The organism is Oscillibacter sp. GMB15532 (genome assembly GCF_041020825.1).
In the GTDB taxonomy this organism is placed as follows: domain Bacteria; phylum Bacillota; class Clostridia; order Oscillospirales; family Oscillospiraceae; genus Oscillibacter.
Map to the genome: position 1 here is coordinate 15,294 of NZ_JBEVTO010000006.1, position 13,632 is coordinate 28,925.

Sequence of the window (13,632 nt, forward strand, 5' to 3'; positions counted from 1 at the left end):
TTACAAATCCGGCAAATTTTAATTAGCCACGCGGACGGCGGCGAAGCGCAGCACCTTGTCGCCCATCATAAAGCCCGCCTGAAATACGTCTGCCACCACGCTTTCGCCCAGCGTCTCGTCGTCGATATGCATAACGGCGTTGTGTCGGTTGGGGTCAAAGGGCTGGCCCAGCGCTTCCATCTCGGTGACGCCCAACTTGGCAAGCACCTCTTTGTACTGGGTAAAAATCATTTCCAGTCCCTTTTTATGGGGAGACTCTTCGTCGCCCCCGGCCTTCATCGCCCGCTCCAGATTGTCGTACACAGCCAAAAAGGCAGTGACGGTGTCGGCCTTGGCGTCCTGATAAATGGACTCCTTCTCCTTGGCGGTGCGCTTGCGGTAGTTGTCATATTCAGCGCTCAGCCGGGTAAACTGGTCCGTAACAGAGGCAAGCTGCCTTGCCGCCAGCTCTGCGGCCTCCATTTGCTCCCGGGTGAGGGTATAGGTCTTTTCCTTTTTCTTAGGCTCTTTCCGGGGTTTTTCGTTCTTTCCGGAACCAGCCTGCGAAGTCTCCTCCGTCTCGGGGGGAAGGGTCTGCTCCGCCTCCTGCTCCGGCGTTTGATCAATGGGCTCTTTCTTTTCCTCGCTCACGTCTTTGTTTCCTCCTTCTTGGAAAGTAAATCCTTCTTTCCGAACATTCGCGCCATACCTTCGGCAAAATAGCTCAGCCGCGCAGTCACCGCGGCGTAATCCATACGGGTGGGACCTACCACACCGATGAGGCCCCGTAAATCGTCTCCGATGTCGTAGCTTGCAACCACCACGCTGGTGTCCATCAGCGCACGGCTGACGTTCTCCGGCCCGATGAGGATTTTCATAGGGGCGTTTTCGTCGGGGGAGGGGAGGTCCGCATCTTCGTCGCTGAGATAGCTCATCAGCTGGTGGGCTTTATCCGCATCCCGGAATTCGGGAAGCTTTAAAAGCCGACTGGCTCCTACGGTCTGCACTTCCCGGCGGCCCGCCTCGTCCAACACGTCCGTGGCATAGGCCACGGTCTGGCTCAGGGGCAAAAACACCTTGGGGGAAAGCTGATCCGTCATGTGCAGCAGCCGCTCGTTCATCTCGTCGGCAGAGCTGCTTGTAAAATGGGTGTTCAGCAAATGGGCAAGCGCCGGTATCTGGTCCGCGTCCAGCTTCAGCTGAAGCCGGAGCAACTGGCTTTTCACCCGGTTGTTCCCCATCATCATCACAACGATCAAACTTTCATCGTCCACGGGAATCAAATCAAAATGCTTGGCAAAAAATTTTTTTCGTCCGGCGGTGGCTGTGTACACGGGATAGCCCGCCAGTGCGCTGACAGCCTTCCCAGCCTGGGAAACGGCCCGGTCCAGCTCCTCCATTTTCAGGTGAAGCGCCGCGTTCAGCTTCTCCGTCTCCGCCACGCTGAGCTTTTGCCGCTCCATCAGCTCGTTGACGTACAGCCGATAGCCCTTGGGCGCAGGCACTCGCCCGGCGGAGGTGTGGGGCTGCTCCAGATAGCCCAGCTCGACCAAATCCGCCAGCTCGTTTCGGATGGTGGCGGAGCTGACGGAGCCTCCCATCTGGGTGGCAATCGCCTTTGAACCCACCGGCTCGGCAGTGGAAATATAATCCTCCACCACCGCTTTCAGTATTTGCTTTTTGCGGTCTGTCAAATCCATAATCCGCTCCTTACCAGAACGGTAAAACAAAGATTAGCACTCATTAGTTCCGAGTGCTAAAGCGAGTTTACCACCACGTAAAACGAATGTCAATGGATGGATATAAACAAATTGTAAATTCAGGCAAAACCCCTCGTTTTGCGGGTACGACGGTCATTCACCGGCCTGCCTGAGCGCGGAGCTGTCCGGGAAAAAGAGGCCACTTTTTTAAGCGGGGCGCTTTAGAAAACGCAAAAGCGTCCCGTGTCCGCTTTCACAGACCGGGACGCTGATTTTGTTTAATTTTCGGAAGTCTGGGCCGCTTCCCAGCCTTGCAGAAGCGCCCGCGCCGCTTCTCCGCTGGGTGGCAAATCGGTCAGATGCAGCAAATATCCGGCGGCGTCCCGCCACTGCGATGCGGAATACGCCTCCTGCGAAAATTCCAGCGCCGCCCTCACCGCGCGGCGCTGAAAATCTTTTTCCCTTAAATCGGAGAGATAGTTGCAGCCTGTGCGCTTTGCCAGCACCTCTAAAAGCTCCTCTTCCTCCGGCATAACCTCACCCCTCGCCAAAAGTGTATTTATTTATTCTAATAATACTATATTACTCGCTAAAAGTAAATAATATTATTCTATTGGTCTGTAACGCAGTATCCTTTGTTTTGATAACATTAAGGATAAATAGGAAAGTATCCTAATTTGCGGAGGAGGGAGGGATACCGCTTGCGGGAAAAATATCGGGAAAACTACCGGCTTCTGGGGCTGAGAATTGCTTATTACCGGAAGGTACGGGGCTATACGCAGGAGCAGCTGGCGGAAATGATCGGCAAAAGCTGGTCATTTCTGAGCCAGATTGAGGCCAACAACGGCGCGAGGCTGAAGGGACTTTCTCTGGAAACGCTTTTTCCATTGCCGAAGCATTGCAGGTTCCGGCGGGACGCCTGTTTGACCAGGACTGAGGTCGGGATTACTCAAGCAATCGCGCACAATTTACCGCAGCCGCCTTATATTTCAAGGACCCGACAAGGTCGGGCAGCAAAAGGGCAGGCCCAAATCGAAAGATTTGGGCCTGCCCTTTCTTGTGACAGAGTTCTGGGGAATCCTTATGCGTTGGGAGCGGGAGCGGCAGTCTGCGCGGCGGCGGCAGCCTCAGCGGCGGCCTTGGCCTTGTCGGCCTGTGCCTTTTTGACAGCCTTGTACTTCTCCTTCTCCTCGGGGGTTGCGATGGGCAAAATGCAGTCGCGGGGGCAGACCTTGGTGCACATCTTGCAGTTAATGCACTTGGCGTAGTCAATCGCGGCCACGTTGTTGGTCACATGGATGGCATCCTTTTTGCACTCCTTCTCGCAAAGGCCGCAGCCAATGCAGGAGTTGGCGCACACGCTCATGGCAACCTTGCCCTTGTCCTGATTAATACAGGCCACGTGGACCTTCTTGGACACAGGGACGGAGATAATCAGCTTGCGGGGGCAGGCAGTGGCACAGGCCATGCAGTCGGTGCACTTCACAGGGTCCACCACAGCGCAGCCGTTGGCAGCAATGTGCATGGCGTCGAACTGACAGGCAGTCACGCAGGAACCAAAGCCCAGGCAGCCAAAGCCGCACTCAAGAGGGCCGGCGGCCACCTTCGTGGCAGAAACACAGTCCAGCACGCCGCGGTACTCAAAGCGTTTTTTCGCGGCGGTTCCGCCGTTGCAGCGGACAAAGGCCACTTCCTTTTCGGCGCTGCTGGCTTCCACGCCCATGATGGCGGCAATTTTTTCAGCGCTGGCCGCACCGCCCACGGGGCAGGCATTGACAGGCGCGCTGCCGTCCAAAATGTGGCCCGCGCAGTCGGAGCAGCCGGCGTAGCCGCAGCCGCCGCAGTTTGCGCCGGGCAGAGCGTCGACAATTTCAGGAAGTCTGGGGTCGGTTTTCACGGCGAAGACAATGGACGCAACGGCCAGGATCACGGCAAAAATAGCGCCCAGAATGCTCAACACCAGAATGGCAAAGACAATATTCATGATTTCTCCTCCTTAACCGAAGACGTTCGCGCCGGAGAAGCCCATGAACGCCAGCGCCATCAGGCCGGCGGTAACCAGCGCGATGGGAAAGCCCTCAAAAGCTTTTGGGGGATCAGCGAACACAAGACGCTCCCGGATGCTGGCAAACAGCACGATGGCCAGCAGGAAGCCCAGACCGCCGGTAATGCCATACACCACGGACTCAATAAAATTGTAGCCGTTCTGCACATTCAGCAGCGCCACGCCCAGCACGGCGCAGTTGGTGGTAATTAGCGGCAGGTAAATGCCCAGCGCGGTATACAGGGCGGGGAGAGATTTCTGGAGAAACATCTCCACAAACTGCACCAGCGCGGCGATAATCAGAATGAACGCCACGGTCTGCATATACGCCAGATTCAGAGGCACCAGCAGATACTCGTTGGCAAGCCAGGTAAACGCGGAGGCCAGGCCCATAACAAACGTGACGGCCACGCCCATGCCGATTGCGGTATCAATCTTTTTGGAAACACCCATGAACGGGCAGATACCAAGGAATTGGGCAAAAATGAAGTTATTGACCAGAATGGCGCCCAGCGCAATGGAAAAGATTTCTTTCATGGCTTACTTTTCCTCCTTTGCAGCCTTTTTGGGCCGGCTCAGCGCCCATTGCATGGCGGCAATCAATGTGCCCAGCACCAGGAAGCCGCCTACCGGCAGCGTCAGCACGCCAATGGCCTGATAGCTCGCGGGCATGATCTGAATACCGGCCAGCGTGCCTGCACCCAGAAGCTCGCGGATAATGCACATAGCCAGCAGCACCAGCGTGTAGCCAAGGCCCTGAAACACACCGTCCAGCGCGGAAGCGGCAATACCCTCTTTGGAGGCAAACGCCTCTGCACGGCCCAGAATGATGCAGTTCACCACGATCAGAGGAATGAATACGCCCAAAGACGCGGCAATCGCGGGCAGAAATGCCTGCAGCAGCAGGTCCACGCAGGTAACAAAGCCGGCGATGACCACCACGTACATGGCAATACGAATTTTGTTAGGAACGATTTTCCGGATAGCGGAAATAACGACGTTGGAGGCGGTCAGAATCAGCAGCACGGATACACCCATGCCCAAGCCATTTGCGATCGAGGTCGTAATGGCCATGGTAGAGCACATACCCAGAAGCTGTACCAGTACGGGGTTGTTGCTAATGACGCCCTCTTTCAACTGTTTACCGATGTTCATTGTTCAACTCCCCCTTTCTCAGCCCAACGCGGCGGTCACGGCCAAAGCGCCGTTGACGCCGCCGGTGACGCCCTTGGTGGACACGGTGGCGCCGGTGATGGCGTCCACATTGCTTCCAACCGTCAGGTCGCCGTCCGCATGGCTCATACCGACAAACTGCTCTAAAACGCCCACGCCGCTGCCGGGCAGCGGATCGTTGTTCATAATCTTGGTGCCGATGCCGGAGGTTTCGGCATGAGAGACGATGGATACGCCAGTGACGCTTTCCTCCGCGTCCACGCCCACCATCATCACAATGGTGCCCTGAGAGCCGCTGGCGGCCACCTTCACGGCGTAGCCCGCATCGGACCCGTCGGACCCGATGACCTGATAAATCTCGGTCACCTTGGTCTTATAGGTCGCAGCGGCAGCAGTCATTTCGTCGGTGATCTCCAGAGCATCAGAAAAGGTGCTGTTGGGGTCGGCCACCACGGCAGACATCGCCGCCACGGTCTTGGCCTTGTTGGCTGCGGTGATATTGGGCTCGGTCACCTGATTGACAAAGCCCAGCAGTCCCGCCACGATGATGCAGGTGATCGTCAGAGTAAACGTCAGCACCAAAATGTACTTGGGGTCCATCGTAATTTTTTCCTTGCTTTTCACTTGTTCGCTCATTTCGAAGCCGCCTCCTTCTTATCGGATTTGACGACGCCGAAGCGCTGAGGCTTCACATACTTGTCGATGAGGGCGGTCAGCAGGTTCATGACCAGAATGGAGTAGCACACGCCCTCGTTATAGGAGCCGAAGTAGCGAATAAATATGGTAATCAGGCCACAGCCGATGCCATAAATCAGCTGGCCCGTGGGGGTGACAGGAGAGGTCGCGTAATCGGTCGCCATGAAAAACGCGCCCAGCAGCAGTCCGCCGCCCAGCAGGTTGAACAGCATCCATGTAATCGCATCGTTCCCGCGGGGGAAAATCAGCGTCAGCACAACAACGGTGGCAATGTAGCCCACCGGAGTCTGCCAGGAGATGACCTTGCGGGCCAGCAGGTAAATGCCGCCGGCAATCAGCATCAGAGCGGAGATCTCGCCGATGGAACCGCCGATGCGGCCCAAGAACATGTCCGTCATGGTGACGCCGCTGTCCAGCAGTCCCTGCAAATTATTGGTATGGAGATAGGCCATGGGAGTAGCCGCCGTCACCGTGTCGGCGTTGGAGCCGAACAGGTGAGAGGTGGCCTGAAACTTCGCCCAGGTCGTCATGTTCCCGGCGAAGGAGGCCACCATCATGGCGCGGCCCACCAGAGCCGGGTTTACAAAGTTCTTGCCGATGCCGCCAAAGAGCTGCTTTGCAACCACGATGGAGAAAAAGCTGCCCACAAACAGCGCAAAATAGGTCACGCCCACGGGGCAGACAAACGCCAGCAGCATACCCGTAACCACTGCGGAAAGATCGCCCACAGCCTGATTCTTTTTCATCAGCTTGCGGTATACCCACTCCCATGCCATGCAGAAAATCACGCTGGCGCAGGTCACGGTCAGCGCCCGAAGTCCAAACGCCCAAACAGCGTAAACAAGGGCGGGCAGCATGGCGATAATCACGTCCAGCATAATGGAACGGGTGTTTTCCGCGGCGCGGATATGGGGAGAAGAGGTGGCGATCAGCTTCAGATTTTTATAGTCGGTCATCTCTCACGCCTCCTTCTTCTGTGTCTTGTCCGCCAATGCGGCGGCCTTTTCGGCGGCTGCCTTATCGGCGGCCGCTTTATCCTTCACCAGCTGCTTGCCGGTCTTAAACATATGGGTCAGATGAATCCGGGCGGGGCAGATATAGGAGCACGCGCCGCATTCCATGCAGTCCATAATATTGGCGGCGTTCAGCTCCTCGGTCATCCCCTTGGAAGCATACTGGTACATAAACAGGGGCTCCAGCTTCACCGGGCAGACGGAAACGCACTTGCCGCAGCGGATGCACTGGGGATGCTCCACGGTCTGCTCTTCGTTTTCACAAAACGCCAGAACCGCGCCGGTGCCCTTGGCCACCGGGATGTCCGCGGTGTACTGTGCCATACCCATCATGGGGCCGCCGGCAATCAGCTTATATGTACCGTCCTTCAGGCCGCCGCAGGCGTCCAGCAGGTTTGCCACGGGAGTTCCGATGGGGCACTCCAGATTCTTCGGGTCAATCACGCCGGAACCGGAGACAGTAACCACCTTGGTCACCACGGGCATTCCCTGGGTAATAGCCCGGTAGATGGCGCAGGTGGTGTTGATATTGAACACGGCGCAGCCGATGGCGGAGGGCAGTCCTCCCGGAGGAACCTGCTTGCCGGTCACGGCCTGACAGAGCTGCTTTTCACCGCCCTGGGGGTAACGGCAGCGCAGAGGCTCCACCACCACGGGGGCATGCTTTTCCGCAATGACCCTGTTCATGGCGTCGATTCCGTCGCGCTTGTTGTCCTCCACACCGATGACAACCTTGTCCACGCCAAACATTTTGGCCAGATAAATCGCGCCTCCGATAACTTCTTCGGGGCGCTCCAGCATGGCGCGATGGTCGCCTGTGATGTAGGGCTCGCACTCCGCGCCATTGATGATTACGGTGTCGACCTTGCCGATACCGCCGGAGATCTTCACATGGGTGGGGAAGGTTGCGCCGCCCATGCCGACAATGCCGGCTTCCTTGACAATTTCCACCATCTCCTCGACGGTGAGGGCACTGGGGTTCGCAGGGGCCTTGATTTCTTCGCTCAGCTCGTTTTTCATGTCATTTTCGATCACGATGGCGGTCATGTTGCCCCCCATGGAATAGGGACGGGGCTCCACGGCCTTTACCGTGCCGGAAACGCTGGCGTGAATCGGTGCGCCCAAGCCGCGGAACTCGCCGATTTTCTGTCCGACCTTCACATGGTCCCCCGCCTTGACAAGGGGTGCACACGGAGCGCCGAAGTGCATGGACATGGGGATGACCACCTCAGCCGGGGGTGCCAGTTGTTCGATGGCCTTTTCATTGGTGGCGGCCTTCATATCATGGGGATGAACACCGCCGAAAAACGCTTGTGCCATTGTTTTCACCTCATTTTTCTCCTGGTTAGAGCGTTAAAGGTTGCTCTGCCACATACTGCGCATTATTCTACACCTAAAATGAATAAATGTCCAGACTGTAAAGACCGGTTTTCACAGAAATCTGTGCTTTTTTTAACGAAATTTGTATATCTTTTTCATGCCGGCCAGCCGGGTCTTGCCAAGCTTTCCCATGCATGATACACTGATAAAAAGACGCGCGGTCATCATGTCCGCACTGTTGTTATATGAAACGGCTTGCCTCCAATATTCGGCGGCGCGAAAGGAGTTTTTATGGCGGAACTGATAGACCGGCCTGCATTAAAAGCGGAGATGAAGGAGCTGCTTCGCTCTGCGCAGGTAAGTCCCAAGGGCTTTGTGGGGCTGTATCTCCTGCTGCTGATGGCCCTGAACATGGTGAACAGTCTGGCCAGCAGCGGCAGCCCCGTGACTTACGGCAATCCGCTGGGAAGCTTTGTCAACATCCTGACCTCGCTTTTGGGCGTTGTCCTGCAAATTGGCTTTATTCTCTACTGCATGGATATCCGGCGGGGTATTCGGGCCGGATATCTCACGCTGTTTGATGGGTTTTCCTTCGCGGGGCGGGTGATCGGACTTGCTATTTTACAGTATGTTTTCATCTTTCTCTGGTCCCTTCTGTTCTTTATCCCGGGCATTGTGGCTACGTACAGCTATCGCTTCGCCTATCTGAATCTCTGCGAAAATCCAGAGCTGGGCTGTCTGGAGGCGCTGGCAATGAGCAAACGGCAAACTCTGGGCTACAAAGGGCAGCTGTTTGCGCTGGATTTAAGCTATTTGGGATGGCTGGTGCTGGCTTACCTGCCCTCAACCCTGTGGGTTGCCTACGTCTTTTCTCAGATCACCACCGCCTACATCACCGGCACCGCCTATACGCTGCCCTCCACGGGCGTATCCTTTACCATTAGTCTTTTTTGCTCTTTGTGGACTGTGGCGGTACAGCTTTTTTACCTGGCCTCCTATCAGTGCACGGAACTGGGATACTACGAAATCGCCAAGCGCACCAGCGGCGTTTCTCCCAATTTTGGCTCGGAGCGGCAGGAGTGGGACAACGAGGACAGCGGACTGTTTTAAGCCTTAAAGATGCTGTGCCAAACATTTCGGCAGTATAAAGACCGGAGCGTGAATTCACGCTCCGGCCTTTTCTCGTTGTAAAATCGCCTTGCTTGCCCCAACAAACAGGAAAAGCAAACAGGCGTACAGAAAATCCGCACTCAGTCCTTGTCGGTCCCTTCCAGACGGCGGAGATTTTCCATGGCCTCGGGGTATTGCCGCGCGGCGGCGGAGGGATTGCCCCGCAGGATGCGCAGGGATTGGCGATAAGTTTTCACCGTCCTGGTCCGGACGGCCTCCTGCCGCGCCCTCAGCTTTTTCACCGCCTCGTCCAGCTCCGCCAACTTCCCCGCGGACAAACTGTTTTCGCCCATCAGCCGGTCCCGGCATGCCTCCGCGGCGGCGGCCACGTTCTCCAGCGCACTCAGGGTGGCGTCGGACAGCGTTCGCAGCGCCTCGGCCAGAAGTTCCTCTCGGCGCTGTTTGCGCTCCGCCCGGCCCTTTGCCCGCTTTTGCCGCTCTTCTCTCAGCCGGCTTTGCAGCAGAATACGCTCCACCTGGGTTTTGTCCCGGAATTTTTGCAGATCCTCCTCCGCAAAGGCGGAGATAATCTCCATCCGCCGGGCAAGACGGCGCAGCTCCTCGTTTTCCTCCGTGAGCTTTTCCAGCATGGCACGAAGGTCCAGCGCAGCCTGCACAGAGCGCACCGCATCGACGGTAAAGCCTGCCACCAGCGCCAGCGCCAGCGGCGTGGCGAATGCGCCGGGAACGGACAGCACCAGCCGCGCGATGGGGGGATGGACCACCTTCACCAGCAAAATAGAGAAAAAGCCCCAGGCAATGCTGCTGGAAAGGCAGATATAGCCGTTCACATTGAACTTTTGGCCCGAATAGTCCCAATAGCGCACCTTGAACAGACGCTCCATCGCCGCGCCCGTGACGTATTCCAGCAGCGTCGCCGCCACCGCGCCGCTGAGGTACAGCAAAGCGGGATAGTTTCGTACCGGCAGGGTGAAGAGCAAAATCAAGATGGCCCCGGAGCCGTAAATGGGCAGCACCGGCCCGTGGAGAAAGCCCCGGTTAATCCATCTGCGCCGCCGTGCGGAGACGTAGCACGACTCCCAGACCCAGCCGCACAGGCAGTAGAAAAAAAACAACAGGACCCACTGGTCCGCCGTATAGGCACGCAAAAAGCTCCCTCCCTTCGATAATTGTCCCGTCAGTCTACTCCAATCCCGTCCAAAAATCAACTGAACAATTTTTAACATTCAGGTGCTGCGACAAAATTCTGTTGTTTTCCCGCTCTTTTTCCAAAAGCTTCTTTTTATAAGTGTGCAGCGAAAAAAGTAACGCGAAAGGCCCCGGGGAATTAAGTTCCCCGGGGCCACGCATTTTAATTCTTCCAGCTTCACCGCGAGGGGATGTGCTCCCGACGGAAAAGGCGCTTCTATAAAGCACGCCAAATCAACGCAGCCCTGCCAAAATTTTTCACGCTGCCTTTACAGCAAATTGTAGAGAATCTTCGCCATCTGGCCCCGGGTGATAGAGGTATTGGGGCGGAACGCGCCGTCCTCATAGCCGCTGATGACCTTCTGTGCCGCCATGGTCTGAATGTAATAAGCGGCGTAGGCGGGAATGGAGGCCGCGTCCTTAAAGGTAAGGGCCGCCTGGGCATAGCCCTTCTGCTGGGTCCGGCCGATCATGGTAGCCGCCTGCGCGCGGGTCAGGCTGGCACCGGGATTGAAATAAATCTTTCCGTTACTCTCAGACCCGGTAAGAATCCCCATGGCGTACAGCGTTTTCACCGCCGTGCGGGCATACTCACCAATGTCTCCCGCGTCTGCGAAGGGAAGATCGTTTGCTTCGTATCCGCTTCCGTCCAGTCCCAGATAGCGGTAGAGCATCACGGCAAACTGCTGGCGGGTGATGGATTGGTTGGGGCGGAAGGTCCCGTCCTCATAGCCTGTGGTAATCCCAGTGGTTTTCAGCCAGTCTACGTAGGTTCCGGCCCAATAGCCCGCGGTGTCGCCAAACTGCGTCTCACCGCCGGTGGCGGCAATATCGCAGGAGGCCCGGCCGATGTTGCCGGAGGCATCCCGTGCGGTGACGGTAACCCGGTGGGCATAGGTGTCGCTCACAGACAGAGCGGCAGTGAGCGTTCCCTTCGCCGGGTCATAGGTGAAGGCCACGGCTTTGCCGTCCATAGTCACGGACACGCCGCTCTGGGCCGGGAATTTGTCCGCCGCGTCGGTAATCGTTGCGGTAAGGCTGGTTCCGGAAAGGGAAGCCTTCACCTCGGGCGGCGCGGTGTCCACCACGTTGTTATAGGAGGTCACCAACTGATCCAGATACAGTGTGCCGGAGGCGGCTGTCGCCGTGCCGTCGGCGTTGATTCCGGAGGTCAGCTTGAATCCGGCCAGCGTCGCGGTCCCTGCGGGCAGGGCAACTGTGATCTGCTTCCAGCCGGTAAAGTCCACATTGCCCGCCGGGGTTTCCACAGTGTTTGCCCCGTCAGAGGTCAAAACGGTCAGGGCATTGCCCGACTTGTCGCCGTACAGCCAGAAGCTCATCTGGGTATAGGCACTGCCGATGGCATAGGGTACGGCAAAGAGGACAGAGGAGGTTCCGTCCGCACCGATGGTGTAATTCACGGCGGCGGAAGCCCGACCGTATTTCACAAAATTCATATCGGTGACGCGGGAAATAGCCGCGCCATAGCTGAAGGAGGAAAGCTCGGGAACACTTGCCTCAAAATCTTCCACCGTGGCAAGGGCGATGTGAGACACATTCACCTGCACCGTGGCAGTCTTTCCCCCGGCGGAAACCGTCAGGGTACCGGTTCCGGGGGACCCGGCGGTAAACTTCCCGGTTTTGTCCACCGCGCCGATGTCGCCGGTGACGGCCCATGTAAACGCCTCCGGGTCCGCCTTCAGGGCCAGATGCCGGTAAACCGCAGAAGCCGTGAGCGTTGTGGTGCTGCCGGGAGCCACAGTCAGCGTAGTGACAGCGGTGGAACCGTTTTTCACGGAGATGGTATCCGGCGTGGTGACGGCGTGAACCTTCGCAGAGCCGGACTGTCCGCCTCCGGTGGCGGTGACGGTCACCTCTCCGCCGCTGGCGGGGGTGGTGAGAACACCGTTTTCAATCTCCCCGGCGCTGGTGCTGAGGGTATAGCTTCTGCCGCTCATGGGAATGTAATTGGTATCCACGGCGGCGGCAGTCACGTTTACCTTGCTGCCCGCCAGCACATAGCTGTTGTCCGTAGAAACGTAGAAATGGCTCAGCTGTCCGCTGGACTGGCTGGAGGCCACCAGAAAAATCTGATTGCTCACTGCCCGCTCGCTGCCGCCGGAGGGGCGGTTGACGGTTTTCGCGTTCACAGCGTCCGGCTGGGTTGCAGTGAAGGTGGTGGACCCGCCGCCGTCCAGACACAGGGCGGTGACGCAGCCCAGCTCGATCAGCCGCTGGGCAATCTGCGTCATGGACGCGCCGACGGAATACCCGGACCTGCGCCCGTCGATGGTATAGAACACCAGTGTCCCGTCGGCCTTCTGGCCCACGGCGGTGCGGGGGTTTACATCGGTGGGAAGGCCGGAAACCACGCTGCCGTCCTGCACCAGTGCATACAGTGCGCCCACGGCGTACTGCACGTCCAGCCAGTCACCGGTGGCCGGGGCGGCGGTAATGGTGATCGTTGCGCCGATGGGAATGTTTTTCATGGCGTTCAGGGCATAGGCGTCCGCCTGATTGTTGACGGACAAAACCACCTTCCCCTGCGGAACGGCGGTGCCCGCCGCATCGGCAAGCACGCTGTCCACCGTCAGCACCAGCGGACTTCCGTTTAAGGCCAGAGAGCCGCTCTGAATGGTGCACACCACATCTACCCCCGGCTCCGTGGTGCCGGTGGTGTGTTTGGAGTTAAATTCGTAGGTATAGAGGTAAATCCCGCCGCCGGAAACCCGGGCCTTGTTGATCGCGGCAAGCTGGCGCACCACCCGGGCAGGAAAGTCGCCGTTGTCCAGCATCTCATAGCCAAGGTCGGCACTGACCTTCACCGCGGGCTTGCCCAGCACGGCGGTGCCGTCCTGCCGGAAGCCGATGGCCCAATAGCCGCCGTCAGAGCTTTTCAGCTCGCCCTGCGCCGCCACCATGCCGATGGGAAGGCCGTTGTTCACATTGTAAAAGTCGCCGTTCAGGCCGGCCACCACGCGGTAGCCCTGGCTCTCCAGCGCCTGGGCGGCGGAGGAAACGGTGTTGCAGGATGTGAGTACGCTGCCATAGGTCACCATGGGCGTTGCGGAGGAGCCGGGCCTGTATGTAATCAGGTTTTCCACCCGCATATCATTGTAGGCGGTGCTCCAGAACACGTTGGTGGACAATTGGGTATCCCTGTGCACCGGGACATCCTTTTGGAGCAGGTCCTCGCCCAGCGCGGCGGACGCCGCCGCGGGAACCGTCAATGCGCACAGCAGAGATGCTGCCAGAACGCTGGAAAAAATGCGGCGCAGGTAGTTTTTCATATCGACGTTCATGCCTCCATAGTCTCTTCGGTTGTTGTCAACTCTTTTATTTATAACGCTTTCAGGATACCACGCCTTGAAAAGAAAGTAAATCCCGG

The 13,632-nt window shown here is 57.7% G+C and carries 12 protein-coding genes and 1 pseudogene; 2 read left to right on the forward strand and 11 right to left on the reverse strand.

Annotation, left to right across the window (positions count from 1 at the left end):
- Positions 1-18: 18 nt before the first annotated feature.
- The 3 genes from ABVS15_RS08370 to ABVS15_RS08380 all read right to left on the reverse strand — a co-directional run bounded on the left by ABVS15_RS08370 (position 19) and on the right by ABVS15_RS08380 (position 2,212).
- Complete coding sequence (locus ABVS15_RS08370; protein WP_369283281.1) at positions 19-630, reverse strand: nucleotide exchange factor GrpE; 612 nt, start codon at positions 628-630, stop codon at positions 19-21.
- Entirely contained in the window at positions 627-1,679 is a 1,053-nt protein-coding gene (gene hrcA / locus ABVS15_RS08375; protein ID WP_369283282.1) for a heat-inducible transcriptional repressor HrcA, read from the reverse strand. Before hrcA ends, ABVS15_RS08370 begins: the two co-directional genes overlap by 4 nt.
- A gap of 278 nt (positions 1,680-1,957) precedes the next feature.
- Positions 1,958-2,212: a hypothetical protein gene (locus ABVS15_RS08380; RefSeq protein ID WP_369283283.1), complete on the reverse strand. Its 255-nt coding sequence runs from the start codon at positions 2,210-2,212 to the stop codon at positions 1,958-1,960.
- A gap of 168 nt (positions 2,213-2,380) precedes the next feature.
- Here ABVS15_RS08380 and ABVS15_RS08385 point away from each other — a divergent pair.
- A pseudogene (locus ABVS15_RS08385) lies at positions 2,381-2,476 on the forward strand (XRE family transcriptional regulator); the annotation flags it as partial.
- A 284-nt stretch (positions 2,477-2,760) separates the two neighbouring features.
- Here the strand turns inward: ABVS15_RS08385 and ABVS15_RS08390 are convergent.
- From ABVS15_RS08390 to rsxC, 6 genes are read right to left on the reverse strand one after another with little or no spacing between them, the layout of a single operon-like run.
- Positions 2,761-3,663 carry an RnfABCDGE type electron transport complex subunit B gene (locus tag ABVS15_RS08390; RefSeq protein ID WP_369283284.1) on the reverse strand — a complete coding sequence of 301 codons (903 nt, stop codon included), beginning with the start codon at positions 3,661-3,663 and terminating at the stop codon, positions 2,761-2,763.
- A 12-nt stretch (positions 3,664-3,675) separates the two neighbouring features.
- A complete protein-coding gene (rsxA, locus tag ABVS15_RS08395; RefSeq protein WP_312280115.1) occupies positions 3,676-4,260 on the reverse strand; it encodes an electron transport complex subunit RsxA in 585 nt (194 codons plus the stop codon).
- 3 nt (positions 4,261-4,263) lie between these two features.
- Positions 4,264-4,878: an electron transport complex subunit RsxE gene (rsxE, locus tag ABVS15_RS08400; protein ID WP_369283285.1), complete on the reverse strand. Its 615-nt coding sequence runs from the start codon at positions 4,876-4,878 to the stop codon at positions 4,264-4,266.
- An 18-nt stretch (positions 4,879-4,896) separates the two neighbouring features.
- Complete coding sequence (locus ABVS15_RS08405) at positions 4,897-5,532, reverse strand: FMN-binding protein (RefSeq protein ID WP_369283286.1); 636 nt, start codon at positions 5,530-5,532, stop codon at positions 4,897-4,899.
- Complete coding sequence (locus tag ABVS15_RS08410; protein WP_369283287.1) at positions 5,529-6,548, reverse strand: RnfABCDGE type electron transport complex subunit D; 1,020 nt, start codon at positions 6,546-6,548, stop codon at positions 5,529-5,531. The genes ABVS15_RS08405 and ABVS15_RS08410 overlap by 4 nt, the downstream gene beginning before the upstream one ends.
- 3 nt (positions 6,549-6,551) lie before the next feature.
- Positions 6,552-7,925, reverse strand: a complete 1,374-nt coding sequence (gene rsxC, locus ABVS15_RS08415; RefSeq protein ID WP_369283464.1) for an electron transport complex subunit RsxC — start codon at positions 7,923-7,925, stop codon at positions 6,552-6,554.
- A 291-nt stretch (positions 7,926-8,216) separates the two neighbouring features.
- Here rsxC and ABVS15_RS08420 point away from each other — a divergent pair, with 291 nt between their 5' ends.
- Entirely contained in the window at positions 8,217-9,035 is an 819-nt protein-coding gene (locus tag ABVS15_RS08420; RefSeq protein ID WP_369283288.1) for a DUF975 family protein, read from the forward strand.
- A gap of 140 nt (positions 9,036-9,175) precedes the next feature.
- Here ABVS15_RS08420 and ABVS15_RS08425 read toward each other — a convergent pair whose 3' ends face one another.
- Both ABVS15_RS08425 and ABVS15_RS08430 read right to left on the reverse strand, forming a co-directional pair.
- Positions 9,176-10,204 (reverse strand): hypothetical protein, encoded by a 1,029-nt coding sequence (locus tag ABVS15_RS08425; RefSeq protein ID WP_369283289.1) that lies wholly within the window; start codon positions 10,202-10,204, stop codon positions 9,176-9,178.
- Between the two features lie 309 nt (positions 10,205-10,513).
- The gene (locus ABVS15_RS08430; protein WP_369283290.1) at positions 10,514-13,534 is read right to left on the reverse strand and encodes an S-layer homology domain-containing protein; all 3,021 of its coding nucleotides are present in this window, start codon (positions 13,532-13,534) and stop codon (positions 10,514-10,516) included.
- Between the last annotated feature and the right edge of the window lie 98 nt (positions 13,535-13,632).

What these genes read in the sequence shown, in the direction of transcription:
- hrcA (WP_369283282.1), bottom strand. Translation starts at nt 1,679, where the DNA reads ATGGATTTGACAGACCGCAAAAAGCAAATACTGAAAGCGGTGGTGGAG.
- ABVS15_RS08380 (WP_369283283.1), bottom strand. Translation starts at nt 2,212, where the DNA reads ATGCCGGAGGAAGAGGAGCTTTTAGAGGTGCTGGCAAAGCGCACAGGC.
- ABVS15_RS08390 (WP_369283284.1), bottom strand. Translation starts at nt 3,663, where the DNA reads ATGAATATTGTCTTTGCCATTCTGGTGTTGAGCATTCTGGGCGCTATT.
- rsxA (WP_312280115.1), bottom strand. Translation starts at nt 4,260, where the DNA reads ATGAAAGAAATCTTTTCCATTGCGCTGGGCGCCATTCTGGTCAATAAC.
- rsxE (WP_369283285.1), bottom strand. Translation starts at nt 4,878, where the DNA reads ATGAACATCGGTAAACAGTTGAAAGAGGGCGTCATTAGCAACAACCCC.
- ABVS15_RS08405 (WP_369283286.1), bottom strand. Translation starts at nt 5,532, where the DNA reads ATGAGCGAACAAGTGAAAAGCAAGGAAAAAATTACGATGGACCCCAAG.
- ABVS15_RS08410 (WP_369283287.1), bottom strand. Translation starts at nt 6,548, where the DNA reads ATGACCGACTATAAAAATCTGAAGCTGATCGCCACCTCTTCTCCCCAT.
- rsxC (WP_369283464.1), bottom strand. Translation starts at nt 7,925, where the DNA reads ATGGCACAAGCGTTTTTCGGCGGTGTTCATCCCCATGATATGAAGGCC.
- ABVS15_RS08420 (WP_369283288.1), top strand. Translation starts at nt 8,217, where the DNA reads ATGGCGGAACTGATAGACCGGCCTGCATTAAAAGCGGAGATGAAGGAG.
- ABVS15_RS08430 (WP_369283290.1), bottom strand. Translation starts at nt 13,534, where the DNA reads ATGAAAAACTACCTGCGCCGCATTTTTTCCAGCGTTCTGGCAGCATCT.